This window comes from Rhizobium oryzicola (assembly GCF_030504645.1).
Taxonomy (GTDB): Bacteria; Pseudomonadota; Alphaproteobacteria; order Rhizobiales; family Rhizobiaceae; genus Neorhizobium; species Neorhizobium oryzicola.
On record NZ_JAUKWQ010000002.1, the window covers coordinates 391,674 to 417,120 of the forward strand.

Here is a 25,447-nt window from a genome sequence, read left to right on the forward strand (position 1 = left end):
GAGGATTCCGCAGCTTGGCGATCATCATGATGAAGAAGAGAGCGGCCAGGCGGCCGCTCCCCGTGTCACTTGCTTGTTCAGCTTATTCCGCCGATACGATTTTTCCGTCCTGCCATTTGAAGAGCGAAAAGGCCTGCGAGGTCAGATCACCCGTTTCGCCATAGGTCAGCTTGCCGATCGCAGTCGGAATCGGCTCGCCAGACTTCAAAGCCTTGGCGACGGCTTCCGTATCCTTGGCGCTTTTGGCCTTTTCAATGCCGGCTTTGATGACCTCCACTGCGGCATAGGCATTCAGCGTGAAGGCTTCCGCCGGAATGCCCTTGGCGGCCAGTGCTTCCGCTGCGGCCTTGGAATCGGCGCTCTTGGTGGCGTCAGCTGCATTGGTGAAGATTGTGCCGGCTGCGGACTGCGTGCCGATGCTCCAGAACTCGGTGTTGGACAGGCCGTCACCGCCGATCAGCTGCGGCTTCACGCCGAGATCTGCGAGCTGGCGTGCCAGCAAGCCACCTTCTGGGTGATAACCGCCGAAGTAGATGACATCCACGTTCTGAGACTTCAGGCGGGTCGTGATCGCGCTGAAATCCTTATCGCCCGGGGTGACGGCGTCGTCGAAGACTTCTTTCATGTCGCCAGCGTTGAGCGTTGCCTTGAAGGCATCCGCCAGGCCTTTGCCGTAAGCACCCTTGTCGTTGATGATTGCCACGCGCTTGTCCTTGAAATTCTTCAGAACATATTTCGCGGCGACTTCTGCCTGCTGGTCGTCACGGCCGCAGGTGCGCAGGAGGTTGTTCAGGCCGCGCTTGGTCAGGTTGGGTGTGGTGGCGGTCGGCGTTACCATCAACACGCCGTTTTCAGCCAGCACGTCCGAAGCCGGCATGGCGACGCCCGATGTGACCGGGCCTACAACATAACGAATGCCTTCACCGACAAGCTGGTTGGCAGCAGAGACACCCTGCTTCGGTTCGCCCCCGTCGTCAGCCGTCTTCAGAACCACCTTTTCGCCCAGGATCCCGCCCTTCTTGTTGATTTCGGCGATGGCCGTCTCGGCGCCGTTCTTCACCTGATTGCCGTAGGCGGCCACGGGGCCGGTCAGCGGAGCGATCAGGCCAATGGTAATATCGGCATGGGCTACAGATGCCAGGCCCATTGTGGCAATGGCGGTTGCGCCCAGCAAGGTCTTGAGGTTCATCTTGGTTCTCCTTCGGTGGCCCGAACGGGCCTATGCCATGCCGCTGTCGTCAAGGATTCCGCCTAAGGGTGGGGTGGATGCGACGCGGCCATTCAGCCAGACAGCTCCCACGCGATCTGACGCATGATCATCTATGCCGCGATGGGGTGAGCCGCAACAAAATTTCAGCAAACGCATGAAATTTATGCAGATGGAGAAGCGATCGCCAAATTTGAGTGACGAAAAAAGCGGCTGCCAGAGACAGCCGCTTTGTAGGCCCTTTGTAGGCGATGCTTCAGATATTGTTCTTCAGGATCTCGCGCAGCTTGCCGAAGATCTCGTCCATATGATGCTTTTCCACGATCAGCGGTGGCGACATGGCGATGATATCACCGGTGGTGCGGATCAGGAGGCCATCTTCGTAAGCCTTCAGGAAGGCGTTGAAGGCGCGCTTGGTCGGCTCGCCTGCGATCGGAGAGAGTTCGATCGCCCCGATCAGGCCGATGTTTCTGATGTCGATGACGTTCGGCAGGTCTTTGAGCGAATGCAGACCGTCTTCCCAATAGGAGGCGAGTTCGGTCGCGCGCGTCAGCAGGCCTTCTTCCTTGTAGGTGTCGAGCGTTGCAAGCGCTGCAGCGGATGCGATCGGGTTGCCGGAATAGGTATAGCCGTGGAAGAACTCGATCAGATGTTCCGGGCCATTCATGAAGGCATCGTGGATTTCAGAGGTCACGAAGACCGCGCCCATCGGGATGACGCCGTTCGTCAGACCCTTAGCGGTGACCATGATATCCGGTTTCACGTCAAAATACTGCGAGGCGAATGGAGCGCCCAGGCGGCCGTAACCGGTGATGACTTCATCAAAGATCAGCAGGATGCCATGCTTGGTGCAGATCTCCCGCAGCTTCTGCAGATAACCCTTCGGCGGGATCAGCACGCCGGTCGAGCCTGCGACCGGCTCGACGATCACGGCGGCGATGGTGGAGGCATCGTGCAGCGTGACGATGCGCTCCAGTTCGGTTGCGAGATCACCGCCATGTTCCGGCTCGCCGCGCGTGAAGGCGTTCTGGCTCGGCAGGTGCGTGTGCGGCATGTGGTCCACGCCGGTCAAAAGCGTGCCGAACATCTTGCGGTTGGAGACGATGCCGCCAACGGAAATGCCGCCGAAGTTCACGCCGTGATAACCGCGCTCGCGGCCGATCAGGCGGAAGCGCGCGCCATTGCCCTTGGCGCGGTGATAGGCGATCGCCACCTTGAGGGCCGTATCGACCGATTCGGAGCCGGAGTTCGTGTAAAGAACATGCTCAAGGCCATCGGGTGCGATGTCGACCAACCGATTGGCCAGTTCGAAGGCCTTGGGATGGCCAAGCTGGAACGCCGGCGCATAATCCAGTTCGCCTGCCTGCTCGCGAATCGCTTCGGTGATTTTCGGGCGGCAGTGGCCGGCATTCACGCACCACAGACCTGCCGTCGCATCCAGCACCTGGCGACCGTCATGCGTGGTGTAATGCATATCCTTGGCGGATACGAACAGGCGCGGTTCTTTCTTGAACTGACGGTTTGCCGTAAACGGCATCCAGAACGCTCTCAAATCATTGGGAGCGGTGTGCAGGCGATTAGACATGATGCTCTCCAGGCCCAGCGTGTTTAGAGGGTAGGCCTTTATTCCCTCAGGCAGCAGACAGATGTTCTGTCCGGCGATGCGCCCAAGTTATCAAGGTCACATGGACCGTCAAGCATCAAGAACGCAGCTTTGGGCTGTTGATTATTGTCCCCCAAGGGTATGTGCGTATATTTGCAGATTATCAAAATAAAAACGGACACAAACAATAAGTCGTGCCCGCTCTAAATTGATTAACCTAATGTAAGCGCTATCATTATGCGGCAGATTTTTTAGTCTCGGTTTCGCAATACAAGCCTTCCAGCGTTTCGAGAACGCGCATGACCGATTCTGCCGAGCTGGAATAGTAGATAGTCTGAGCATCTCTGCGTGTATTCACCAGCTTCTGTGCTCGAAGCTTGGAGAGATGCTGTGAAAGAGCGGATTGGCTCAGGCCCACCTTGTTTGCCAACGCGCCCACCGCGACCTCACCCTGCACCAGGCAACACAGGATCATCAATCGCTTGGGGTTAGCCATAGCCGATAACAAACCTGCAGCAGCAGTGGAGTGTTCTGTTAGTGGCATCTTGTCCATACCTCTTAGTTGTCCCCTAAATTCATCTTGCCGATCACTTGGTCGGTTACAATGTAACATGAATTTAGCAACTACGGACGTTCTTTGTATATCCCTAAATTTTGCGTATCGTTCACAACTTTTAGCAGGCTGCGGTCAGTGCTGCTTTCATCGCGGCGGGGGAGCCCATGAGACCGCTGATACTATAGCGTAGGGTCACGTCTGTTGAAGAAATGTCGACGCCAGCGGGATCAATACCCACGATACGCCAGCCGGACTTGACGGTCGCACCGGCGAGCTCCGCCAGTTGGGCCGGCAAATCCGCGACCGATGATAACTCTTCGAAGAGCGAAAGCCAGGCTGCCGGTTCCTCGACCGCAATGGTGAGATCTTCGCGGGTCAGCACATAGGCTTTGCCAAAGCCGCCATTCAGGGAGGCGGATACCGGTGTCAGCCGCAGAAAGCGGAAATCAGCAAAGTCGGCATAAAGGGCTGCCTTGGGATGGCGCGCAAGAAACCGGCTGCGGATACGCGCATAATCCGGACCGTCCCGATCAAGGCTAGAAGCCTCCGCAAGAACGGTAATGCGAGGGTGGGCGAGGGGATCGCCCTTGCCGACATTCCCCGCCAACACGGAGCATCGCGGATCATGCTGCAGCGATTGCGTATGGGACGCGAGGGATGAAATCAGGATGATGGGCGTTCCATCCAGATCCGTTCCCAGCAGACAGCGGCTAGCGGAAGGATAGCCCGTCGCCGCGTCAATGACAGCCAAGGACGCGGCGCGCGATTCGCGAATGAGCTTGTGCGCCAGTTGACGCGCGCTCTCATCAACATCCCGAAATGCCGGGGACTTTTCGTTCATGCCTGTCCTTCGCGCCTGCGGTGTCTCGTCAGACCGGAGATCACTTCGGTCGCACCGATTGTACCGATCACGGAGCCATTGTCGACAATGCCGATGAGGCCCGGCTGGCGCGCGAGAGTGTCCATGATGTCGATCAGAGGGGTTTCCGCCCGCGCGGTTGCGACGATCGGCTGTCCCTGCAGATCCGCCGGACCGTTGGCCATGACGTCCTCTGCCTTCAGCATGGCGATCGGATTCATGTTCTGCACGAAGTCCGCCACATACTGGTCTGCGGGTTCCTTCACGATGTCATGTGGCGTGCCGCACTGGATGATGCGTCCGCCTTCCATGATGGCGATGCGATTGCCGATACGAAATGCTTCGTCGAGATCGTGGCTCACGAAAAGGATGGTCTTCTTCAGCCGGGACTGGAACTCGAGCAATTCGTCCTGCAGGCGGGTACGGATTAGGGGATCGAGAGCGGAGAATGGCTCGTCCATCAGGAGGATGGGCGCACCCGTCGCGAAGGCACGCGCCAATCCCACGCGCTGCTGCATGCCGCCCGAAAGTTCGCCCACCTTGCGGTTCGCCCATTTCGCGAGATTCACGAGTTCGAGTTGGGTCGCCACGCGCTCCTTGCGCTCGGCATCGGGTACGCCCGCCAGCTCAAGGCCGAAGCCGACATTTTCCGCCACCGTGCGCCAGGGGAGCAGGCCAAACTGCTGGAACACCATGGAGACCGTATGCATGCGCAGATCTCTCAGTGCTTTCGCCGAAGCCCTGTAGGGATCGACCGCGCCATTCTTGGTCATGACGGTGACACTACCGCGCACGACCGGAGCCAAGCCATTCACCGCCCGCAACAGGGTGGACTTGCCCGAGCCGGAGAGCCCCATCAGAACCAGGATTTCGCCTTCCTGAATGGTCAGCGAAGCCTGCGACACGCCAAGCACCAAGCCCGTTTCCGCAGCGACCTGATCACGCGTCTTGCCTGCATCCATCAGCGGCAGCGCCCGCTCAGGACGATCGCCAAAGACGATGTCGACGTTTCCGAAAATGATTGCGTCGCTCATCAGCCTTCTCCCGAACCTTCAGCGCGGAACATGCGGTCGAGAATGATCGCCAGGATGACGATGCACAGACCGGCTTCGAAGCCGCGGGCAATGTTGACTGTGTTGAGCGCGCGCACGACCGGAACGCCAAGCCCGTTGGCACCAACCAATGCGGCAATGACCACCATCGACAGCGATAGCATGATCGTCTGGGTCAGGCCGGCCATAATTTGCGGCATGGCGAAGGGCAGTTCCACCTTGCGCAGCACCTGGGCAGGCGTCGCCCCGAAAGCGATCGCCGCCTCCGTCAAGGCTTCCGGGGTGGAGATGATGCCAAGCCGTGTCAGGCGTATCGGGGCGGGAATGGCAAAGATGACGGTTGCGATCAGGCCTGGGACCATGCCGAGCCCGAAAAGGATGAGGGCAGGAATGAGATAGACGAAGGTCGGAATCGTCTGCATCAGGTCCAGCACAGGGCGCATCACACCGTAGAGCCACGGCCGACGGGCGGCGAGAATACCCAAGGGAACGCCGACGATCATGGAGACCGCGGTGGACGCCAGAACGAGCGCCAGGGTTTCCGTCGTTTCCTTCCAGTAACCCTGGTTGATGATCAGCAGGAAGCCAAGTGCCGTAAACAAGGCGAGCCCGATGGAGCGACGCAGCCACCAGGAGAGCCCGGTAATCAGAGCGACGACGACCAGCGGATGCGGCCATTGCAAAACAAAAAGAAGGCCGTTGATGCAGGCGGCGAGAAATGCGGATAGCCAGTTGAAAAACCAGTCGCCATTGCGTGTCAGCCAATCGACCGAGGCTTTTGCCCAAGGGCCAATCGGTAATCGGTGTTCGGTCAAAAATTCCACCGGCGTCTTCCCGTACTGATTGAGATGTCGGCAAGGACCGGAACGCACGAGGCGTCCCGGCCGGTGTCAGCGTAGCGCCGCCGCATTGCTTTCCGCGTCTGGCGATCGGATGGATATGTTTATCCGAGCCGACCGCCAATTGCATCCGCATGGCGTTCGCTTTTTTGGCGTAAGCCGATTGTTCAATCAGAGGCCGAGCTTGGCCTTCACGGCCGGGAGGCCGTCCTTGCCGTCGAGCGTGGTGATGCCCTTCAGCCAGGTATCCAGTACGGCAGGATTTGCCTTCAGCCAGGCCTTGGCGGCAGCCTGCGGCTCAGCGCCGTCGTCGAGGATCTTGCCCATCACTTCGTTCTCCATCTTCAGAGTGAAGGAGATCTTGGTGACGAAGGCGCCGACATTTGGACATTCGGTCGAATAGCCTGCGCGGATATTGGTGAAGACGCTGGCGCCGCCAAAGTTCGGGCCGAAGATGTCATCGCCATCCGTCAGGTAGGTCAGCTTGAAGTTGGTGTTCATCGGGTGCGGTTCCCAGCCGAGGAAGACCACCGGCTGGCCGGCCTTGTCGGCACGAGCGACCTGGGCCAGCATGCCCTGCTCGGAGGATTCCACCACCTCGAAGCCCTTGAGGCCGAAGGTGTTCTTCTCGATCATTTCCAGAACGAGGCGGTTACCGTCATTGCCGGGCTCGATACCAAAGATCTTGCCTTCCAGTTCCTTCTTGTGGGCCGCAATGTCCTTGAAGCTCTTGATGCCAAGGGCTGCACCCTTGGCATTGGTGGCGAGCGTGTACTTCGCGCCGACCAGGTTCGGACCGAAGGATTCCACCGACTTGTTGTCGAGATAGGGCTTCACGTCATTGGTCTGCGACGGCATCCAGTTGCCGAGGAAGACGTCGATGTCCTTGTTTTTCATGGACTGGTACGTCACTGGCAGCGACAGAACCTGCACTTTGGGCTCGTAGCCGAGAGCTTCAAGGATCACTGAAGCGGTGGCGGTTGTGGAGGTAATATCGGTCCAGCCGACGTCGGAAAAGCGCACGGCCTTGCAGGCGGCCGGGTCGGCGGCGAGAGCCGGTCCGGCGAGGATGGCGGCTGCCATCGCGACGATCGAAAGCTTGATAGGCGAATTCACGCTCATGCTATTGCTCCAGTTTTTTTGTTCCCAAGCATTATCAATATCCAAAGAGTGCAGGCAAGCGCGCCGGTTAGCGGCGGAGGACAGGGTGTATTTGCGACATTTTGCCCCGAAATTTTAGATGCCGTCCAGCACGGTAGCCGCTTGCTAGTGCGCAGTCGTTGCTCATCCGCATCGATCAAGAGATGCGCATGTGTTTGACCTTGGTCAATTCGGGCTCCGCTCTGCTGGTGTAGCCCTTACGTCGATGATCGAACGGCGCTGCCGTGGCAAGGAGATACAGACGATGATCAGAGAAACACTCGCAACGACACTTTTGGCGGCAGCTGCGTTTTCGCTGTTTCCCCAACTGGCTTCCTCAGCGGAAATCCAGGTGAAGATGCTCAATAAGGGGTCTGATGGCGAAGCCATGGTGTTCGAACCCGCCGCCGTTAAGGTTGCTGTTGGCGATACGGTCAAGTTCGTGCCCACGGACAAGGGGCACGATGCTGCTGGCGTCAAGGAATTGACGCCGGATGGTGTTGCCGCCGTCGAAGGCAAGATGAACCAGGAACTTGTCGTCAAGATCGAGAAGGAGGGGGCTTACGTCATCAAGTGCACACCTCATTACGGCATGGGCATGGTCGCCCTGATCGTTGCAGGCGATGGCAAGCCGGCCAATCTGGACGCCGTGAAGGCCGCCAAGTTGCCGAAGAAGACCCGCGACCGTCTGGATGCCGAGATCGCTAAGCTCGGTCTCTGATCGTTCGGGCTGTCTCAACGAAAGTTTGCCGCACCGCTTTCTCTTTTCGCGAAGAAGCGGTGCGTTTTCATTTCTGCGTGCTCGTTCGGCACCTTGCCGCAATCCATTTCCTCACCTACCTTCTCGTTGCAGCATGATGCGCTGCCACCGCTTTGAGAGGAGAAGTGGATGCCGGACAATGTGAGTGCCGGGGACGCGCGCTTCGCCGAAGGATTGGGCGAAACAACCGCAGGAATGATTTCGGCTTCGGAAAGGCTGAGCGTTTTTGCTGCCGATCCTTTTTGTCGTACCGAGGTGCTGGATGTGGAAGACCGCGCAGCAGTCGAAGGATTGGTGCTGAACCTCCGTCAGATCCGAACCGAGTTGGCATTTATTGTCAGTGATACAGAACGGCGGCTGAGCAACTCCCGGCAGCAAGTCTTCTCTCTGAGTGCAACGGGGGAACGCCGGTCAACGCGTTGGAGACAATGGGGCCGATGGTCCGGCCTGCACCAGAAGCATAAGGTGCAGGTAGAAATGATCGACGCTGAGCTTTGGCGCCTCAGCGAAAGTCTCGACGCGATTTCCTTGCAGCAGGAAACCCTCAATCAAACATTCTACAGGGCTGAAGCCGAACTTGATGGGCTTTTTCCGGCGATCTCAGGCAGCAACAGGCATCAAGCTTCCGAGGTGCAGCGTGCATTGGCGCGGCATGCAATCTTCCAGGATTTTCTGGACATTGTACGCGAGCATCGCAGCCAGTTGCATCTGGCTTCCAGAAAACTGCAGCTGATTGCCCAGGACTTGATCCTGCTGAAGGCGGCCCTGCAGAACGCGAACGAACCAGTTCTTCCTGATCACGCTCTCTTCAGAACCTGGGCCGAACGAGCGCATCGGGGAATGTTGTCCGCGGCTAGTCTCGCGCGCCGCCGGGCAAGCCTTGGATAAGGCGGCAAACACCGAACGTCCCGACCTTTATTCTGTCAATTCTCTTTAGACGGGGACTTCAGGTTGCTGCGGCTGGCGAATTGTAATGCCTATGATTTCTCCGCTCGTTCCCTGACTTGTCCGGTATCGCCCAATTGTTTGCACCGCTATTTCCTTGCCACGGATCACCAGGCGGTAGCAGACATTGTAGGAGGTCTTCTCTCTTGCGGCCTGCTCAAGGGCGTTCAAAAAGCGGTCGAGATCGTCCGGGTGAATGCGCTCGCAGTATTCGGCCACATTGATCGGGCCGCTTGAGGAGGATTTGCCAAACAGGGCCGCGTTGCCGGCACTGACATAGGTGTGACTCGTGTCCAGATCGATCCGCCAAAAGCCAACGGGATCAAAGAGATGAAGCAGCTCCAACGCTTCCCGATCCGATATCCCGACGGACCAGTTTTCCGAAGGACATTGTAGTGTTTGGACATTCGAAGAATGAGGCACGTGTTTCCCCAGGACTTAGGCTGTTTGATCTCAGGTAATCATGCGCAATCTGAGCGCCTTGGCGACCAGCTGCGTACGGTTGACGCAATTTAGTTTGCGGATCGCCTTGTTCAGGTATGCGTTCACTGTGTGTTCCGAGAGCGAAAGTATGTCGGCAATTTCGGCAGACGTCTTGCCTTGAGAGGTCCAGCGGAGAACTTCCAGTTCTCGTCTTGTCAGGGTGGTCTTGTCGACACTGTCATCGTGTTGCAAACGGTCGAGCACAGTGAAGGCTTGCAGGGTCAACATGCCCAATTCGTTCAGTTCTGGCAGTGATAAAATGCTGCGGTCTCCATCGAGGCGCATCAGGAACATGCTGCCATCGCGCGATTGAAGGGGCATGATGACGGATGTGATGATGCCGTGGTTGATGAAGAAGTTCGCCACGATTTTCGGCATTGCAATATTGCTCGCCTGCCACTCGTCTTCCAGGTAGGAGAAACAAAGCGGCAATGCTATGTTTTTCAGCAGTGGCACTATTGGGCAGAGGGTCATGACACGGGCGCTGTCCAGTTCTCGAAAGAACAACTTCGGAAGGCTTGATTCTGCGACCAGCGGTTCAATAGCTTCGTCATCCGGCCCCGGCGCGCGCATCAGGCTGAAGTGCTTCAGGCCGAACTCTCTCGGTAGCTTTTTCAGCGCGTTCAATATCGATTCGCGGGTCTCCGCTGCGGATATTTCCCGACCGATTGGCGATTGTTTCTCAAGTGTGATTATCATCCTGCAATCTTCCGAGCTTGCAACACTTCTAACTACTTCTTTATCTTGATCGGTAGATGCAAGTTCTTAAAGCAATCGTTCATAGACATGTATTTATTAAATAATCATATGGCCAGACGAAAGAAAAGTTCAATCCGTTCAGGCGGTGTATCATAACGATACACATTCATCAATAAGTTGTGAATATCCTGAAGTTGCATCGAGGAAGACTGCCCGCTGCCTTTGTTGCTTCCCGCTGTTTCCAATCTATACTCAGTTCCCCGCTTTCGGAGGAAATGGTTACTGCTTCATGGCCTTGCCGGCGACTGCTGTTCGACGCCGGCCGAACGTGCCGTGGGCTGGGTTATTTGTGGCCGATGCCTTAGGTGAATGTGATTTAGCCTTGATATAGAATGGCAACCAAGAGATGACATAGTATTGTATTTTTGATCCTCACCAATCATTACTGTGGTTTTTGACAGTCCGTTCGGCCCGTTTCTCGCTCGCCCATTTCCCCAGTCCACCGCATCGGCTATTCACATGCGATATCCAATCCGAACCGAGCGGGGAGTTCATGGTGGACGTGCCTTCAGATATTGAAATTGCGCGCACTGCGCACAAAAAGCCGATCTTCGACATCGGTCAGCGTCTCGGCATTCCGCAAGCGGACCTCGTCCCCTATGGCCATGACAAAGCCAAGGTTTCTTCCCAGTTTTTGGCAGGCCAGAAAGGTGGCCCCGACGGGCGGTTGATCCTCGTCACCGCAATCAACCCCACTCCCGCCGGCGAAGGCAAGACAACCACGACGGTTGGGCTGGGCGATGGCCTGAACCGCATCGGCAAGCGCGCAGTGATCTGCCTGCGCGAACCCTCCCTCGGCCCTTGCTTTGGCGTGAAGGGCGGAGCGGCCGGCGGCGGCTATGCGCAGGTCGTGCCGATGGAGGACATCAACCTTCACTTCACCGGCGATTTCCACGCGATCACCTCGGCCCACAACCTGCTCGCCGCCATGATCGACAACCACATCTATTGGGGCAACGGGCTCGATATCGATCTGCGCCGCATTACATGGCGGCGTGCCATGGACATGAACGACCGTGCGCTACGCCAATCAGTGGGTCCGCTTGGCGGGGTTTCCAACGGTTTCCCGCGCGAGACCGGTTTCGATATCACCGTGGCGTCAGAGGTCATGGCGATCCTCTGCCTGGCCTCAGATCTTCAGGATCTGGAGCGGCGGCTTGGCGACATCATCATCGGCTACCGGCGTGACCGCTCTGCAGTCTTTGCGCGTGATTTGAAGGCGGACGGCGCGATGGCGGTCCTCCTGAAAGACGCCATGCTGCCCAATCTGGTGCAGACATTGGAAAACAACCCGGCCTTCGTTCACGGTGGGCCGTTTGCTAATATTGCTCATGGCTGCAACTCCGTCGTGGCGACCCGCGCGGCTCTGAAGCTTGGCGATTATGTGGTGACGGAAGCGGGCTTTGGTGCCGATCTCGGCGCCGAGAAATTCTTCGATATCAAATGCCGTAAAGCCGGTCTGTCTCCTGCCGCTGCCGTGGTCGTGGCGACGATCCGCGCCCTCAAGATGAATGGTGGTGTCGCCAAGAGCGACCTGTCGCAGGAAAATGTGGCCGCCGTCCAACGCGGTTGCGCCAACCTCGGACGGCACATCGAAAACATCCAGAAGTTCGGCATCCCGGTCGTCGTGGCCATCAACCACTTCTCGTCCGATACGCTGAGCGAAGTCGAAGCGGTTCGCGTCTACGCACAGAACCTCGGTGTTGAAGCGATCCTGTGCCGCCACTGGGCCGAGGGATCCGCCGGGATCGAGGATCTTGCCTACAAGGTGGTTGAGCTGGCCGATTCCGAAACTGCAAGCTTTCAGCCGCTTTATGCGGACGAGCTGCCGCTTTTCGAGAAGATCGAAACAGTGGCAAGGGAGATTTACCGGGCCGGGGAGGTCGTGGCCGACCGCAGCGTAAGAGAACAGCTAACGGCCTGGGAAGCACAGGGCTATGGTCATCTGCCGGTCTGTATTGCCAAGACGCAATACTCTTTCTCCACCGATCCGACCCTGCTTGGTGCGCCGAAAGGCCACGTCGTGCCGGTTCGCGAAGTGCGCCTTAATGCCGGTGCAGGTTTCGTGGTTGCCATTACAGGAGAGATCCGCACCATGCCGGGTCTTCCACGCTCTCCGGCGGCCGAACGTATTCGGTTCAATCAGGCAGGCCATGTAGAAGGTTTGTTTTAGTCAACTGCTACATGCGTCGATGTCTGTTGAACGAGTTCGGAAAGGTACCTGTCCCTTAAACTTGGCGCGCCGTTTATGAATGCTTTACTCTCCCGTCCATTTTTGGGGAGTTTACCCTCAGGCATGCCTGCCTCTAAGAAGTTCGCAAGTCTTTCAAGATAAGATTATTGGTGGACGGAGAATTTTACGAGAATGATGAAAGAGGCTTACCATCTGCGACCACGCATTCGGGTCTTGGGATGGCTATCGGACATGGGAGCGGATATTTCCGAAGATGTCCGAGATCGACTGGCTGAGACTTTGGCAGCGTCGACTTTCCCCGCAATACTGGGGGCGGTCAACTCGGCCTGCATTGCTGTCATCGGTTATCTGCGTCTGGCGAATGAATGGCTGTTGTGGCTCGCTCTGCTGGATGTATGTATCCTGGGCTTGCGTCTCACCAGCTGTCGGATCGGTTTTCTCCGCCCGTGGGGCGCTGATATTCTGGTCTTGAGCGGGTTGCTCTGGGCAGTCTGTCTGAGTGCGGCTACCGCCATTATCGTGTCTGGTTCGGACCTACCCATGTCCATACTCGCCGTGGCGACTGCGCTTGGCTCCTGTGCTGGAATCATGGCCCGCAATTATGCGGCCATTCGGATGGCGCTCACGCAGATCATTATGATTGATCTCTCTTTCAAGCTTCCGTTCATGGTCAATTACCCGGAATTCGTTCCCCTGCTGATCATTCAGGGTGTTGCATTTCCGTATGTCACCGCCTGGATGATGCGGCAGCAACGCAACACCACGGTGTTGGCGATTTCCGGAGAGCTCGAAAGTCGTCGTCAGTCTTTGACGGATCCTCTGACTGGTCTGCTCAATCGCCGCGGCTTCACGGAGCAGGTCACCTTGATGAGTGACAAGGGCGAGGAATTGGCTCTCTTCTATCTCGACCTTGATGGTTTCAAGCAGGTCAATGACCAGTTCGGCCATGCCGCAGGCGATGATCTCTTGCGGGAAGTGGCTCGTCGCTTGAAGGCTTGTGCGCCCAATGGAACTGTGTGCCGTCCTGGTGGCGATGAATTTCTGGTCGTCATGCGGCTCGACCACCGTCTGGACGCTAAACTCATGACCACAATCATCACACAGAGCATCTGCCTGCCTTACGAGGTCGGCTCTGTAACGACTTCGGTTGGCGTCAGTCTCGGCGTCTCTTTCTTCACCGGTGAAGAGGGGAGCCTAGAAAATGCTCTCACCGAGGCTGATGAAGCTTTGTATCGCGCCAAAGCGGAAGGGCGCCAGCCATCTACCGGAGGTGATGCCGAGCCCCGCCAGCCCGCCGCAGAGCATTACCAAGCCATACGTCAACGACAGAAGCGATAGCCCTTTTTCCGATCGAGCACATCCAGGTGCAGGTGGTCCTTATGGCTCGCGTCACTGCCGGGCGAAAGCACGGTGGAGAAATGCAGGCACGCGCCGGCTGTCAGCGTTCTCTGGAGAGCACCGTCCATGGTAGGGTCCTGTTCTTTCGGAGTCATGATGAGTTTTTCACCGTCATCAAAGGTAAAGCCCGCAATATCCACGGCATTGCCGCGGGCATGCTCGGATATCTTGCCCGTATCCGCATTGTTGCGCAGACGGCAGGAATAGCCGGGAGCATTGTTGACGACAGTGATCTTGCGTCCCGGCTTGGCGACCTCAAGCGCAGGTTCTGCCGTTTCCTTCAGCCAGTGAGAGAGCGTCAGCGCCGTTTCGCAGCGCATGGTCGCCGGTTCCGAAAGCTTGATGCCGGCAAGCGGGCTCTCAAGCCGGATGGGGCTTTCGATGCCGCATCCGGGTTCCTCGCCGTCGATGCGCGGCAGCGGCTCAAAGCTGGCACCGAGCGTTTTCAACTCCGCCAGACAGGCTTGTAGTTCAGCCGGATCTTCCTTCTCGATAGGCGGCGGTGGTGGGGAAGGCGGCGTTGAGGCACTCTTGCCATCCGGTGCCGCCGTTTCAGGAGATGCTCCCGATGCGGCCGGTGGCCTTTCCGGGGCTTGCTCACCAGCAGGCCTGTCTCCGACTTGTGCCGGCTTCGGCTCCGGAATGGGGGGTGTCGCAGGCAGCTTTGCTTCACCCGGCTTTCCCGGGGAAGAAGTTTCCTTCCTGCCGTCCGCCTTGGTGTCCGGTTCCGCTGGGGATGGGGGCTGCTGTTGCTGCTCAGGTTTTGTTTCCGGGACTGGACCCTGCTGTGGAAGCGTGGCGGCCACGATTATCGGAAGCGCCAATGTTAAAGCGATAGATCGAAACAAGAAAAGCCCTCCGCGCATGTCCCGTTTGGTGGGATAACGCGCGAAGGACGGATTGGTGGCAAGGCTTTCGAGGCGTGGGGTTAGGCTGCGCGTGCTTTCGTCAGCGCCGAGGTATGTTCCAGCACGAACTGGCCGACCAGGCTGACCATTTCGCCCACTTCCTCGGTCAGGGCGTGGGTCGCAGCGTTCATTTCCTCGACCATGGCGGCGTTCTGCTGGGTGATCTGGTCCATCTGGTTGACGGAGGTATTGATCTCCTGAAGCACATCGGTCTGCTCGACGGCCCCTTGGGCGATGGTGTCGATATCGGCGGCGATGAGGGCAATATCGTCCTCGATTTCCTTCAGCGCGTCGCCGGTCTTGGAAACCAGTTCCACGCCGCCTGCCACTTCGCGGGTGGAGTTGGAAATGAGGCCGCTGATTTCCTGCGCGGCGCTTGCGGATTTCTGGGCAAGCGCACGCACTTCCTGCGCCACCACGGCAAAGCCTTTGCCTGCATCGCCAGCGCGGGCAGCTTCAACGCCGGCGTTAAGCGCCAGCAGGTTGGTCTGGAAGGCAATCTCATCAATGACGCCGGTAATGGAGCCGATCCGCTGCGAGGCTTCCTCAATGCGGCTCATGGCGTCGATCAATTCGCGGACCACCACGGCGGAGCGGCCAACATTGCTGCGGGCGCTGTCGCTCTTGATCTTGGTCTTGCTCGTCAACCCGGTGGAGGAGCGGACGTTGGAGGTGATCTCCTCCAGCGCTGCTGCCGTTTCCTCGAGGGCGGCTGCCTGCTGCTCCGTGCGGCGGGCCAGATTGTCGGCATTGCCTTCCAGGCTTTCGGCATTGGCGCGAATTTCGTCGGCCTTGCCGAGAACACGCTTCATGGTCTGCTGGAAGACGGCGAGCGAGCGGTTGAAGTTCTGGCGGAGAACTTCGAATTCTTCGTGGAAGGGCTCATCCAGCGTGTCATGAATATTGAAGCGCGAGAGACGGTCGAGGCCTGCGCCGAGATCCTCGATCACCTTCTTCAGTGTGGCTGCGCGTTCGCTTTCGGTCAGAAGGCGCTGATTGCGTTCTTCTGCATCCGCCTTTTCGCGGCGGTCCGCCTCTTCTTCCATCCGCATCTTGGTCAGTTCCGCCTCGCGGAAATGCGCAACCGCCTTGGCCATCTCGCCAACTTCATCGTGCCGATCCATATGCGGTACGGCAGTCTTGTAGTCGCCTGCCGTCAGCGCGCTCATGTAGCTGCCGATATCGCGCATCGGGGAGATGGCCAGGCGGCGGAAGAGAAGAAGGCCACCGGCGAGAACCAGTGTTGCTAGCCCACACGCAAAATACGCCAACCCCTGATAAAGAGTGGCGTTGTCATGTGAGCGGCTTTCGACCGCATGCATATAATCCTGCGAAAGCTTAACCAGTTGCACCACTGCCGCACGCTGCTGCTGGAAGAGGCCCCGCAGTTTGGTCAGATCCACTGCCGGGCCGCCAGCCTTGGCAGCTTTCAGCTTCGGCACCGTGTTGTTGAAGAGCTCGTTCCAGAAGGCTTCGCTGGTTGATTTCAGGGCGTTGCTGATATGTGAGGCGATGTCCTGCGGCAGGTCCTTGCTCTGCCAGACGGCCATGCGCGTCTGATAGTCTCGACGGAGCTTTTCCATTTCCGCGATGCCCATATCGGTTTCATCGGGATGTGCTGCGGTTTCCGTCGCCGCGAGATAGGCTTCCACAACAAAGAGGGGAGGCGGAAGAATATCAGCAACGATATCTTTCGCGTCAACTACCCTCTCATATTCGGGACCATCTATCTTCAACTGCTGTAACGAATACAACAGGATGCCGGCTGTAAGGCACATGCCGGTAAACAACGTGCACCCGAATAAGACGAGGAAACGCGAAAGTGACATTCGCATAATTTGCTCCGACCTCTGGCTGTTATGTAACGCGCATTCAGTTATTAATATTAAGCATGGGTTAATCTAAAACATAAATTTGTTATTCAATCGCTAACTCTCGTCAGAATAGCAGAGTGATCTTGCGCATTGATGTCTTTGAGCGGGTCTTGTCAGCTGCGGGAGAAGCGGCTATCAAAGTTGCCATGAAAACGTCGCTGAACATGGCAAACTGGTGGTGGGCTCGCTGAAATAGCGGCCTCGCACCGTCATGTTCAAAAGACAAGACAACAAGCCGCCCCGAAACCGAGAGGCGGCTTTTTCGTGAAAGCACCTCCGGCAAAGGGCCAGACCCTGACGCGATTACGGAGATCAGCATGGTAACGATTATCGAGGAAGACGGTTCTGAGGTCTACGAGACCCGTGGAGGCGTCACGGTTTCGCGCAAGCGCCGCCCGGCACCCTATGCCACTGCCATCTCCGGCTATGTGGACAAGCTGGATGAACGTCGTGGTGCCGTCTTCTCCTCCAACTATGAATATCCAGGTCGCTACACGCGTTGGGATACGGCCATCGTCGATCCACCGCTCGGCATCTCCTCCTTCGGCCGCGACGTGTGGATCGAAGCCTATAACGAGCGCGGCGAAGTGCTCTTGGATTTCGTGGCGGATCGTCTGGCGCGCGAAGCTGATCTTTCGCTCGGTGCTCGCACGGCCCGACGCCTGGACCTGACGGTCAACGCGCCGACGCGCGCCTTCACCGAGGAAGAGCGGTCGAAGATGCCGACCGTCTTTACGGTGCTGCGCGCCGTGGTCGATCTCTTCTATTCGGATGCAGATTCCTCCATCGGTCTGTTCGGTGCCTTCGGCTACGACATTGCCTTCCAGTTCGATGCGATCAAACTCTCGCTTCAGCGCCCGGAAGACCAGCGCGACATGGTGCTGTTCCTGCCGGATGAGATCCTGGTGGTGGACCACTATTCCGCCAAGGCCTGGATCGATCGCTACGACTTTTCCAAGGGCGGCAAGACGACGGCCAACAAGTCCGGTGACATCGCACCGGACCCGTTCCGCACGACGGACACCATCCCGCCGAAGAGCGATCATCGCCCCGGCGAATATGCGCAGCTGGTGACGAAGGCGAAGGAAAGTTTCCGCCGCGGCGATCTCTTCGAGGTCGTACCCGGCCAGAAGTTCATGGAGCGCTGCGACAGCAAGCCGTCTCAGCTTTCCAACCGCCTGAAGGCGATCAACCCGTCGCCCTATTCCTTCTTCATCAATCTGGGACAGCAGGAATATCTGGTGGGCGCATCGCCGGAAATGTTCGTGCGCGTCTCCGGCCGCCGTATCGAGACCTGCCCAATCTCCGGCACGATCCGGCGCGGCGAGGACGCTATCTCAGACTCTGAGCAGATCCTGAAGCTTTTGAACTCGAAGAAGGACGAGTCGGAGCTCACCATGTGCTCAGACGTCGACCGTAACGACAAGAGCCGCGTGTGCGAACCGGGTTCGGTCAAGGTGATCGGTCGCCGCCAGATCGAGATGTATTCGCGCCTGATCCACACGGTGGACCATATCGAGGGGCGTCTGCGGGAAGATATGGATGCCTTTGACGGCTTCCTCTCCCATGCCTGGGCTGTCACCGTGACCGGTGCGCCGAAACTCTGGGCCATGCGCTTCATCGAAAGCCATGAGAAGAGCCCGCGCGCCTGGTATGGCGGTGCTGTCGGCATGGTGGGCTTCAACGGCGATATGAACACGGGGCTGACGCTGCGCACCATCCGCATCAAGGATGGCATTGCGGAGGTTCGGGCTGGCGCGACGCTGCTGAACGACAGTGACCCGCAGGAAGAAGAAGCCGAAACCGAATTGAAGGCATCCGCCATGATTTCCGCGATTCTCGATGCACGCACTGGCAATACGGCCAAGGTTGGCCGCGATGTGGCCGCGGTGGGCAAGGGCGTAAAAATCCTGCTCGTCGACCATGAGGACAGTTTCGTCCATACGCTTGCGAATTATTTCCGCCAGACGGGGGCCGAGGTTTCCACAGTGCGCACACCCGTGGCGGATGAGATCTATGACCGCGTCAATCCAGACCTCGTGGTGCTGTCACCGGGACCTGGCAGTCCGAAGGATTTCGACTGCAAGAACACAATCAAGGCTGCGCGTGCGAGGGGGCTGCCAATCTTCGGCGTCTGCCTTGGTCTGCAGGCGCTGGCAGAAGCCTATGGTGGCGAGCTTCGCCAGTTGGCTGTGCCCATGCACGGCAAGCCATCGCGTATCCGCGTGCTGGAGCCGGGCATCGTCTTCTCAGGCCTGGCGAAGGAAGTCACGGTCGGGCGGTATCACTCGATCTTTGCCGACCCCAAAACGCTGCACCCGGATTTCGTCATCACCGCCGAAAGCGAGGATGGGACGATCATGGGCATTCAGCATAGCAAGGAGCCGGTGGCGGCAGTGCAGTTCCACCCGGAATCGATCATGACTCTGGGCGGCGATGCCGGCATGCGCATGATCGAGAATGTGGTGGCGCACCTGTCTCGAAAGGCAAAAGAGAAGGCTGCCTGATATGGGCGCCATCGCGATTGAGCCGATAAGAGAGGCATATATCGAGGGCTTTCACCAAGCCCTCGATACGGTTTCCCGCGAGCGCCGATATCTGGCCTTCTTGGAAGCGCCCCCGCTGGAAAGCACCCGCGAGTTCGTGCGGGACAATATTACAAACGGTCATCCGCAATTCGTTGCGGTTTCAGACGGACGAGTCGTTGGCTGGTGCGATATCCGCCGTCATGAGCGTGAGGTCCACGCCCATCGCGGCACGCTGGGCATGGGTATCTTGCCGGAGTTTCGGGATCGTGGCCTTGGTCGGCGGCTCATCACGGTGACCATCGATGCCGCCAGAGCAATTGGCCTCCGCCGCATCGAACTTGATGTTCACGCTGATAATGTCAGGGCCAAAGCGCTGTATGAAAAGGTCGGCTTCGTGCTGGAAGGCGTGGCTAGAGAAGCGGTGCTGATTGATGGCCGCTTCATCGATCTCATAAAGATGGCGATGCTGCTTCGATAAGATCAGCTTTCGAGTCCGATCGCCTTCTCGAAGGCTTCCCAGGTGTCGTCCATGGCGTAGGCGCCGAGGAAGGGCAGGTTCAGATGACCATAGAGGGGGGAAAGCTGCCATTCTGCCTTGGCCTCATCCACGCCTGCGACCTGCTGCAGATACATGACTGATGCGAGACCCGTGCGATCTGCGCCGGCCCGACAGTGAATAAGCACCGGCCCTTGCGCATTCTTTAGAAGGGCCACAAGCTGGAGGCTTTCTTCCTTTGTCAGTTTGCGATTGGCCGACATGGCGAAATCCACATGCAAGGCATCACGGGCTTTGACGGTGGCTACTTCGTCATCGTACCATTTCGCACCAGGGCTGCCGCCACGCAGGTTGATCACCGTCTTGATCTTGTAGCGGTCGATATAGGCGGCCAGTTGCTGTGGCGAAAGCTGCGCGGAGCGATAGAACTGTCCGGGGATAACTTCATGGAAATTGCCGCTGATCTGCAGCCACCCAAGATAAAGGCCGCAGCCCAACAGAGTACCCGCCAAGGTAAGCCCCGCTGCCTTTAGGTATTTCCGCAGTCGTGACGTCTGCAGACACGGAGATGACACTGCAAGGGCGGCTGTCGAATTCATCATGATCGATCCACGGAAGGGCAGATTGCCTCGGTGGTTCTGTAAAACGAAGTTTCCTGTCAGGAACCTGAATGCCGCTATCAGTATAGATGTCTCTTGCCTCGCTCGCTGGGCAACAAGAGCGCGGGCTTTGACATTTCTGAGAATGTGAGCCATAGAGCGCACGAATTCGAAACCGCCGGGCGCTATAACAAGCGCCGGCGGTTTCGCCGTTTCAGGGCTTTTGCAACTCATTCGCATGCGCACGGGAAGACGATGACCGACACCCAAAAACAGCTTGTTCAGCGACTAGCATTCTGGGGAATCCCCATCTCCATCCTCGTCATGGGGCTGAAACTCGTTGCCTGGTGGGTAACGGGCTCCGTCGCGCTCTTGTCCGACGGGCTGGAATCCTTCGTGAATGTCACGGCGGCGCTGATTGCCTATTTCGTCATTCGCTACGCCCAACGCCCTGCAGATCATGATCACCAGTTCGGGCATCACAAGGCGGAATATCTGTCAGCGGTCATCGAGGGCGTGCTGATCGTTGTGGCAGCACTTCTGATCGTCAAGGAAGCCTCTGCCGATATCATGTCGCCCCGCTTGCCGGATGCGCCGGTGCTTGGCCTTGCCATCAATGGTCTGGCGGGCGTGATCAATCTGATCTGGGCCAAGACCTTGATCCGTATCGGCACCTCGCATCGCTCACCGGCCTTGAAGGCTGACGGCCATCACATCATGTCGGATGTGGTAACGTCCGCGGGTGTGTTCGTCGGCCTCGTGCTGGCCTTCATCACGGGCTATGCCATTCTCGACCCGCTGCTCGCGATCATCGTCGGCGTGAACATTCTCTATCAGGGTTGGAAGGTCATCTCCCATTCGCTGGGGGGGTTGATGGATCGTGCCGTCGAGCCGGAGGAAGAAGAAGCGATCCGCGCCGCCATTGCCGCCAATGCCAATGGCGCACTCGGTGTGCATGACCTGCGCACGCGTCGGGCGGGCGCTGCGGCCTTTATCGATTTCCATCTCGTGGTTCCCGCAGATATGCCTGTCGAAGAGGCGCATTCCATCTGTGACCGCTTGGAAGATGCGATCAAGACGGCTATTCCCGGCGCATCATTGGCAATTCACGTGGAGCCGGAAGGCGAACGCGCCCACGGCTTGAAGGTTAAGGTTGAAGGTAACGCGATATGAGCATGACAGATGTCAGCGGGCTCTCGCAGCTCGGAAAACAGGTTGAAGCTCCCACCAGCCCGGAAGCGGCCGTGCTGGAAAAGGTGCCGAACAGCAATGCCGGCACGGACTATGTGGTGCGGTTCACCGCGCCAGAATTCACGTCTCTCTGCCCAATGACGGGGCAGCCGGATTTCGCCCATATCGTCATTGATTACATTCCGAACGGCTTCCTGGTGGAATCCAAGTCGCTCAAGCTGTTCCTCACATCCTTCCGCAATCACGGCGCCTTCCATGAGGATTGCTCCGTCTATATCGCCAAGCGCCTGGTCGACCTGCTGGAGCCGAAGTGGCTGCGCATCGGCGCCTACTGGTATCCGCGCGGCGGCATCCCGATCGATGTATTCTGGCAGACCGGGGCAGTGCCGGAAGGTGTGTGGCTGCCGGACCAAGGCGTTCCCACTTATCGCGGGCGGGGGTGAATCAAGGATGTGACGCCCTTTGGGGGCAAGCAGTTGGCGTCTTGGTTTCCTTCTCCCCGCTTGCGGGGAGAAGGTGGAGGCAGCCGGATGAGGCGCTAATCCGCCAAAAGTCGCGAAATCCCATTGCCCCTCACCCTAACCTCTCCCCGCAAGCGGGGCGAGGTTAGGGTGAGGAATATTGACGCAATCAGGCAAAGCTGCTGTCGTCGCCGGAATCATCCTGGCCGTCATCCCAGCCGCCGGTATCATCGTCATTGTCGTAATCGGCCTGCTGGAAACCCGCATCCTGCGGTACGTTCGCTTGGTTGGGGTCGCTGCCGTAGTAATTGTTGATGATGGTGGTTTCTTCCACAGGTGCGGCGGCCGTAGCGGCGGCAGCATGTCCACCAAAAGCGCCTTCCAGCGGATTGCCCCAGCCGGAACCCGAGACGTGGCTGCTGAAGGCATTACTCAGTGTGTTCGCGAGCAGCATGCCGCCAGCTACGCCTGCCGCCGTGCCGAGTGCGCCGGTGAGAAAGCTGCTGCCGGCGGAGGGGCCAGCGGGCTGCGCGGTCCAGGGGCCGCTTGGCTGCGCTGGCGCGCGGTAGCGATAGTCGTCGTTGTAATTCTGCTGTGGCGGTTGATTATAGTCCGGGCGCGGCGAACCCCAGGGGCCGGATGGTGCAGCCGTCTGCTGCGGAACGGGTGCCGGTGCGACCGGGCGCTGCTGTTGCTGCGGCGGCTGGCTGGAGCCGAAGATGGAGCTTAGGAAACCGCCGCGCTGCTCCTGTTCCGGCTGCGGCGCGGGGCCGCGGGCTTCCAACTCCCGCACGCGTGCTTCCAGTTCGGTAATGCGCTTGGAGGCGGCTTCCAGCCCCTTTTCCTGCACGACAACAGCCTGCGCCAGATAATAGGGCGCATAGGGCTGGCTGCGAACGGATTCATCAATCAAGGCCTCCGCCTCACGGTCGCGTGGGGTGGCGGAGGCAGTTTTTACGCGCTCGAACAGAGCGGTCAGCAGCTGGCGTTCTTCCGGTGACATGGTCGCTTCCTCGACATCGGTTCCTGATTGGGACCTCGCTTGGAGGTAAGAATCGATTGAGGCATTTTCAGCACCCGGACTGTTAAATCTCCGTAAGTTTCTTTTCGTCTTCTTCAGCCGAAGAGAAGCGATATGCCAGCCAGTGCCGTCAGTGCGCCGATGGCGCGGGCAAAGCTTGGCGCAAAGCGACCGATCGTCTGGCCGAGCACAATGCCGACGCCGTGCAGGAGGGCTGTGGAGATGATGAAGCCCGCGCCGAATTCAAACGCACCGGCGCCGCCGAGTTCCGAACCGTGGGCATGGCCGTGGAAGAGCGCGAAGATGGCGACGATGGCCGCGCAGGCCGAGGAGGGCAGGCGGGCGGCCGTTGCGACGAGCAGACCAAGGCCGATGACGGATGCCAGAATCGCTGGTTCCACGAAGGGCAGGTGGATGCCGAGAAGCGCCAGCAGGAAGCCGACTGCCATGGTGCCGACAAAGGCGGCGGGAACCGCCCAGATGGCGTTGCGATGACCGGGCTGGCTCGCGACCTGGGAGGCCCACAGGCCAACGGAAATCATCACCAGCACGTGGTCTGCGCCGAACAGCGGGTGCGAGATGCCCGCCGCAAACGAGCCATGCTCCAGCGGATCAAGGTGAGCAAAGGCAGGCGCGGCAGCAGCCGCGAAAACGGAGGTCGTCAGAGCAAGGCGTTTCAGCATGTAAGTCCCCTGGTGCTTTTTCGTTGAGGCAGTCGATACCACCTCCACGATTTCGCCAAGAGATTAGGCAGTGCCTAAATTTCTGTCCATCCGCAAAATGACGGTGGTGAACTTGATCCGGTCACAAAATTTTCGACCGTTGTCCGAAACATTAACTCTCCACAGAGCCTACTGCCGTTTCGCTCATTGTTTTGTGCGAGCGAACGCATTATGTCCGAGAACAGGAAATCCACTCTGGAGACTGCCGATGAACGACGAGAATGACGACGACAAGACGAAGGAACTGCCACTCGGCAAGGAAACGGAGGCGAACCTTTTCAAGTCGCGTTCCATCTTCATCTACGGCGGCATTACACAGGAACTGGCGCAGAAGGTGTGCACGCAGCTCGTGGCACTGGCAGCAGCCAGCGATGAAGACATTCGCATCTACGTGAATTCGCCGGGCGGCCACGTCGAGTCGGGCGACTCGATTCACGACATGATCAAGTTCATCAAGCCGAAGGTCTGGATCATCGGTACCGGCTGGGTCGCATCCGCTGGCGCTTTGATCTACGTGTCGGTTCCGAAGGAACGCCGCATCTGCCTGCCGAACACCCGCTTCCTGCTGCACCAACCGTCCGGTGGCACGCGCGGCATGGCATCGGATATCGAGATCCAGGCTCGCGAAATCATCAAGATGAACCAGCGTCTGATCAAGATCTTCTCGAAGGCTACCGGCCAGTCGGAAGAGAAGATCGCCAAGGATATCGACCGCGACTACTGGCTCTCCGCTGAGGACGCTGTTCAGTACGGTCTGGTGTCCAAGATCGTTGAAAGCCAGTCCGAAATCGGCTGATTTCATTTTCTGGCTTTGTTGTTGAACCCTCGGCAGTCGAACGGCTGCCGAGGGTTTTTGTTATCGGATCACCGGCTCGCCGTGATAGCGCCGCCTTGATGGCTTCGAGACGCCAAAGCCGACTTCCATCATCAGCCTTGGATGCTTGCGGGCAAGCGTTCCCATGTGAAAGCCGAAGGGGTCTTCGACAAAGCCAAAGCCGGCTCTCCCCGTCACCATTTGCACATTCTCCTCGCCGTAGTAGCGGACGATTTCATCCGCTGGATGCCCAACGACAAGAGTATACTGGTGCTTCAGCATGCGCTTGCGGTGGCTCGTGCGCACGAAGACATGCGGCCCGGCATCCTCGTCCACATCGGTGAGATAGAAGAAGAATTTCAGCATCCGCCAATCATCGAGATCGAAGTGGTATTTGAAGGAGGCGCGGCTGAGATCGGCATCGGATGCCGTCTTGGTGGGGAAGCTCCACCAGGTTCTCGTGGTGATCAGTTGCGCTTCACCGCCGAGGTAATGGCGGGCGATGGCCAGTAGCAGCGGATCCTGCTGAACTTTACGCGCCGCCTCGCATTGCATCACCCGCTCGAAGTGATGGCCGCTCAGAATAGTGCGGCCAAACCGTTTTTCCGTATCTGCATGCTCGCCCGCCTTGAACTCCAGGGCGCGATCGAAATTGCCGAAGCATGGCGTGTTGGTGGCGAAATCAGCCAGTTCCTCGCGAATCTCTGGCGGCAGAACGAGTCCACGAAAAATGCCATCCTGCCGAAGTTTATCCGCGATGAAATCTGGCCGGAGCGTGCCGAACATGGAGGATACCGGTGCACTGTCTGTAACGCGCCGGGCCGTCAGCCAATGGGCCCGACGAAAGGGCAGGGTGCGCGCGAGCACGAACATAGGAAGCCATGCCGGATTTTCCTGCAAGTCCGTCAGGTAGGTCGGTATGCGGGCAGCCATTCGGGCAAACAGGCTACCGCTTCTGGCAATTGCTTCGAGATCTCTTGGGGGAGCAGAGGTCTTGGCCGCGTCTTGCATCGGTGAATCCTCAATAAGGCATGGCGT

The 25,447-nt window shown here is 58.3% G+C and carries 24 protein-coding genes; 9 read left to right on the plus strand and 15 right to left on the minus strand.

Annotated features, from left to right (window positions below):
* Positions 1–82 precede the first annotated feature (82 nt).
* From Q2T52_RS09190 to Q2T52_RS09220, 7 genes are all read right to left on the minus strand, one after another.
* Positions 83–1,189, minus strand: coding sequence for a branched-chain amino acid ABC transporter substrate-binding protein (locus tag Q2T52_RS09190; protein WP_302076411.1), 1,107 nt, complete (start codon positions 1,187–1,189; stop codon positions 83–85).
* Between the two features lie 274 nt (positions 1,190–1,463).
* Positions 1,464–2,792: an omega-aminotransferase AptA gene (aptA, locus tag Q2T52_RS09195; protein ID WP_302076412.1), complete on the minus strand. Its 1,329-nt coding sequence runs from the start codon at positions 2,790–2,792 to the stop codon at positions 1,464–1,466.
* A 253-nt stretch (positions 2,793–3,045) separates the two neighbouring features.
* Positions 3,046–3,363, minus strand: coding sequence for an ArsR/SmtB family transcription factor (locus Q2T52_RS09200; protein WP_302076413.1), 318 nt, complete (start codon positions 3,361–3,363; stop codon positions 3,046–3,048).
* A gap of 121 nt (positions 3,364–3,484) precedes the next feature.
* Positions 3,485–4,207, minus strand: a complete 723-nt coding sequence (locus Q2T52_RS09205; RefSeq protein WP_302076414.1) for a HugZ family pyridoxamine 5'-phosphate oxidase — start codon at positions 4,205–4,207, stop codon at positions 3,485–3,487.
* Positions 4,204–5,259: a choline ABC transporter ATP-binding protein gene (choV, locus tag Q2T52_RS09210; protein ID WP_302076415.1), complete on the minus strand. Its 1,056-nt coding sequence runs from the start codon at positions 5,257–5,259 to the stop codon at positions 4,204–4,206. Before choV ends, Q2T52_RS09205 begins: the two co-directional genes overlap by 4 nt.
* Positions 5,259–6,101: a choline ABC transporter permease subunit gene (gene choW, locus Q2T52_RS09215; RefSeq protein ID WP_302076416.1), complete on the minus strand. Its 843-nt coding sequence runs from the start codon at positions 6,099–6,101 to the stop codon at positions 5,259–5,261. The genes choV and choW overlap by 1 nt, the downstream gene beginning before the upstream one ends.
* A gap of 186 nt (positions 6,102–6,287) precedes the next feature.
* Positions 6,288–7,238, minus strand: coding sequence for a choline ABC transporter substrate-binding protein (locus Q2T52_RS09220; protein ID WP_302076417.1), 951 nt, complete (start codon positions 7,236–7,238; stop codon positions 6,288–6,290).
* 283 nt (positions 7,239–7,521) lie between these two features.
* Here Q2T52_RS09220 and Q2T52_RS09225 point away from each other — a divergent pair, with 283 nt between their 5' ends.
* Together Q2T52_RS09225 and Q2T52_RS09230 are read left to right on the plus strand one after the other, a co-directional pair.
* Positions 7,522–7,977, plus strand: coding sequence for a pseudoazurin (locus Q2T52_RS09225; RefSeq protein ID WP_302076418.1), 456 nt, complete (start codon positions 7,522–7,524; stop codon positions 7,975–7,977).
* Between the two features lie 168 nt (positions 7,978–8,145).
* Entirely contained in the window at positions 8,146–8,904 is a 759-nt protein-coding gene (locus tag Q2T52_RS09230; protein WP_302076419.1) for a hypothetical protein, read from the plus strand.
* Positions 8,905–8,949: 45 nt separating this feature from the next.
* On the opposite strand, the gene Q2T52_RS09235 is transcribed toward Q2T52_RS09230, so the two are convergent.
* Together Q2T52_RS09235 and Q2T52_RS09240 are read right to left on the minus strand one after the other, a co-directional pair.
* Positions 8,950–9,306 carry a PAS domain-containing protein gene (locus tag Q2T52_RS09235; protein ID WP_302076420.1) on the minus strand — a complete coding sequence of 119 codons (357 nt, stop codon included), beginning with the start codon at positions 9,304–9,306 and terminating at the stop codon, positions 8,950–8,952.
* Positions 9,307–9,414: 108 nt separating this feature from the next.
* The gene (locus Q2T52_RS09240; RefSeq protein ID WP_302076421.1) at positions 9,415–10,143 is read right to left on the minus strand and encodes a helix-turn-helix transcriptional regulator; all 729 of its coding nucleotides are present in this window, start codon (positions 10,141–10,143) and stop codon (positions 9,415–9,417) included.
* 553 nt (positions 10,144–10,696) lie between these two features.
* On the opposite strand from Q2T52_RS09240, the gene Q2T52_RS09245 reads away from it, so the two are divergent.
* Both Q2T52_RS09245 and Q2T52_RS09250 read left to right on the plus strand, forming a co-directional pair.
* Positions 10,697–12,376: a formate--tetrahydrofolate ligase gene (locus tag Q2T52_RS09245; protein ID WP_302076422.1), complete on the plus strand. Its 1,680-nt coding sequence runs from the start codon at positions 10,697–10,699 to the stop codon at positions 12,374–12,376.
* A gap of 192 nt (positions 12,377–12,568) precedes the next feature.
* Positions 12,569–13,735: a GGDEF domain-containing protein gene (locus tag Q2T52_RS09250; RefSeq protein WP_302076423.1), complete on the plus strand. Its 1,167-nt coding sequence runs from the start codon at positions 12,569–12,571 to the stop codon at positions 13,733–13,735.
* Here the strand turns inward: Q2T52_RS09250 and Q2T52_RS09255 are convergent.
* Together Q2T52_RS09255 and Q2T52_RS09260 are read right to left on the minus strand one after the other, a co-directional pair.
* The gene (locus Q2T52_RS09255) at positions 13,717–14,643 is read right to left on the minus strand and encodes an extensin-like domain-containing protein (RefSeq protein ID WP_302076424.1); all 927 of its coding nucleotides are present in this window, start codon (positions 14,641–14,643) and stop codon (positions 13,717–13,719) included. The two genes, Q2T52_RS09250 and Q2T52_RS09255, sit on opposite strands and share 19 nt — an antisense overlap.
* 80 nt (positions 14,644–14,723) lie before the next feature.
* Positions 14,724–16,538 carry a methyl-accepting chemotaxis protein gene (locus Q2T52_RS09260; RefSeq protein WP_302076425.1) on the minus strand — a complete coding sequence of 605 codons (1,815 nt, stop codon included), beginning with the start codon at positions 16,536–16,538 and terminating at the stop codon, positions 14,724–14,726.
* A gap of 356 nt (positions 16,539–16,894) precedes the next feature.
* Between Q2T52_RS09260 and Q2T52_RS09265 the strand changes: the two genes are divergently transcribed.
* Both Q2T52_RS09265 and Q2T52_RS09270 read left to right on the plus strand, forming a co-directional pair.
* On the plus strand, positions 16,895–19,084 hold the full coding sequence (locus Q2T52_RS09265; RefSeq protein ID WP_302076426.1) for an anthranilate synthase: 2,190 nt from the start codon (positions 16,895–16,897) through the stop codon (positions 19,082–19,084).
* Between the two features lies 1 nt (position 19,085).
* Positions 19,086–19,583, plus strand: a complete 498-nt coding sequence (locus Q2T52_RS09270; RefSeq protein WP_302076427.1) for a GNAT family N-acetyltransferase — start codon at positions 19,086–19,088, stop codon at positions 19,581–19,583.
* A gap of 2 nt (positions 19,584–19,585) precedes the next feature.
* Here the strand turns inward: Q2T52_RS09270 and Q2T52_RS09275 are convergent, their stop codons facing one another.
* Positions 19,586–20,203 (minus strand): dual specificity protein phosphatase family protein, encoded by a 618-nt coding sequence (locus tag Q2T52_RS09275; RefSeq protein WP_302076428.1) that lies wholly within the window; start codon positions 20,201–20,203, stop codon positions 19,586–19,588.
* 252 nt (positions 20,204–20,455) lie between these two features.
* Here Q2T52_RS09275 and Q2T52_RS09280 point away from each other — a divergent pair, with 252 nt between their 5' ends.
* Both Q2T52_RS09280 and queF read left to right on the plus strand, forming a co-directional pair.
* On the plus strand, positions 20,456–21,373 hold the full coding sequence (locus Q2T52_RS09280; RefSeq protein ID WP_302076429.1) for a cation diffusion facilitator family transporter: 918 nt from the start codon (positions 20,456–20,458) through the stop codon (positions 21,371–21,373).
* Positions 21,370–21,834, plus strand: a complete 465-nt coding sequence (gene queF, locus Q2T52_RS09285; RefSeq protein ID WP_302076430.1) for a preQ(1) synthase — start codon at positions 21,370–21,372, stop codon at positions 21,832–21,834. The genes Q2T52_RS09280 and queF overlap by 4 nt, the downstream gene beginning before the upstream one ends.
* A gap of 187 nt (positions 21,835–22,021) precedes the next feature.
* Here queF and Q2T52_RS09290 read toward each other — a convergent pair whose 3' ends face one another.
* A complete protein-coding gene (locus tag Q2T52_RS09290) occupies positions 22,022–22,855 on the minus strand; it encodes a DUF2076 domain-containing protein (RefSeq protein ID WP_302076431.1) in 834 nt (277 codons plus the stop codon).
* Between the two features lie 113 nt (positions 22,856–22,968).
* Entirely contained in the window at positions 22,969–23,556 is a 588-nt protein-coding gene (locus Q2T52_RS09295; RefSeq protein ID WP_302076432.1) for a HupE/UreJ family protein, read from the minus strand.
* Between the two features lie 247 nt (positions 23,557–23,803).
* On the opposite strand from Q2T52_RS09295, the gene Q2T52_RS09300 reads away from it, so the two are divergent.
* On the plus strand, positions 23,804–24,391 hold the full coding sequence (locus tag Q2T52_RS09300; RefSeq protein WP_302076433.1) for an ATP-dependent Clp protease proteolytic subunit: 588 nt from the start codon (positions 23,804–23,806) through the stop codon (positions 24,389–24,391).
* A 60-nt stretch (positions 24,392–24,451) separates the two neighbouring features.
* Here the strand turns inward: Q2T52_RS09300 and Q2T52_RS09305 are convergent, their stop codons facing one another.
* Positions 24,452–25,420, minus strand: coding sequence for a phytanoyl-CoA dioxygenase family protein (locus Q2T52_RS09305; protein WP_302076434.1), 969 nt, complete (start codon positions 25,418–25,420; stop codon positions 24,452–24,454).
* Positions 25,421–25,447: the final 27 nt, after the last annotated feature.

Excerpts from the sequence above, each read along its gene's own strand:
- Q2T52_RS09190 (WP_302076411.1), bottom strand. The coding sequence starts at position 1,189 with ATGAACCTCAAGACCTTGCTGGGCGCAACCGCCATTGCCACAATGGGC.
- aptA (WP_302076412.1), bottom strand. The coding sequence starts at position 2,792 with ATGTCTAATCGCCTGCACACCGCTCCCAATGATTTGAGAGCGTTCTGG.
- Q2T52_RS09200 (WP_302076413.1), bottom strand. The coding sequence starts at position 3,363 with ATGGACAAGATGCCACTAACAGAACACTCCACTGCTGCTGCAGGTTTG.
- Q2T52_RS09205 (WP_302076414.1), bottom strand. The coding sequence starts at position 4,207 with ATGAACGAAAAGTCCCCGGCATTTCGGGATGTTGATGAGAGCGCGCGT.
- choV (WP_302076415.1), bottom strand. The coding sequence starts at position 5,259 with ATGAGCGACGCAATCATTTTCGGAAACGTCGACATCGTCTTTGGCGAT.
- Q2T52_RS09220 (WP_302076417.1), bottom strand. The coding sequence starts at position 7,238 with ATGAGCGTGAATTCGCCTATCAAGCTTTCGATCGTCGCGATGGCAGCC.
- Q2T52_RS09225 (WP_302076418.1), top strand. The coding sequence starts at position 7,522 with ATGATCAGAGAAACACTCGCAACGACACTTTTGGCGGCAGCTGCGTTT.
- Q2T52_RS09230 (WP_302076419.1), top strand. The coding sequence starts at position 8,146 with ATGCCGGACAATGTGAGTGCCGGGGACGCGCGCTTCGCCGAAGGATTG.
- Q2T52_RS09240 (WP_302076421.1), bottom strand. The coding sequence starts at position 10,143 with ATGATAATCACACTTGAGAAACAATCGCCAATCGGTCGGGAAATATCC.
- Q2T52_RS09245 (WP_302076422.1), top strand. The coding sequence starts at position 10,697 with ATGGTGGACGTGCCTTCAGATATTGAAATTGCGCGCACTGCGCACAAA.
- Q2T52_RS09250 (WP_302076423.1), top strand. The coding sequence starts at position 12,569 with ATGATGAAAGAGGCTTACCATCTGCGACCACGCATTCGGGTCTTGGGA.
- Q2T52_RS09260 (WP_302076425.1), bottom strand. The coding sequence starts at position 16,538 with ATGCGAATGTCACTTTCGCGTTTCCTCGTCTTATTCGGGTGCACGTTG.
- Q2T52_RS09265 (WP_302076426.1), top strand. The coding sequence starts at position 16,895 with ATGGTAACGATTATCGAGGAAGACGGTTCTGAGGTCTACGAGACCCGT.
- Q2T52_RS09270 (WP_302076427.1), top strand. The coding sequence starts at position 19,086 with ATGGGCGCCATCGCGATTGAGCCGATAAGAGAGGCATATATCGAGGGC.
- Q2T52_RS09275 (WP_302076428.1), bottom strand. The coding sequence starts at position 20,203 with ATGATGAATTCGACAGCCGCCCTTGCAGTGTCATCTCCGTGTCTGCAG.
- Q2T52_RS09280 (WP_302076429.1), top strand. The coding sequence starts at position 20,456 with ATGACCGACACCCAAAAACAGCTTGTTCAGCGACTAGCATTCTGGGGA.
- queF (WP_302076430.1), top strand. The coding sequence starts at position 21,370 with ATGAGCATGACAGATGTCAGCGGGCTCTCGCAGCTCGGAAAACAGGTT.
- Q2T52_RS09290 (WP_302076431.1), bottom strand. The coding sequence starts at position 22,855 with ATGTCACCGGAAGAACGCCAGCTGCTGACCGCTCTGTTCGAGCGCGTA.
- Q2T52_RS09295 (WP_302076432.1), bottom strand. The coding sequence starts at position 23,556 with ATGCTGAAACGCCTTGCTCTGACGACCTCCGTTTTCGCGGCTGCTGCC.
- Q2T52_RS09300 (WP_302076433.1), top strand. The coding sequence starts at position 23,804 with ATGAACGACGAGAATGACGACGACAAGACGAAGGAACTGCCACTCGGC.
- Q2T52_RS09305 (WP_302076434.1), bottom strand. The coding sequence starts at position 25,420 with ATGCAAGACGCGGCCAAGACCTCTGCTCCCCCAAGAGATCTCGAAGCA.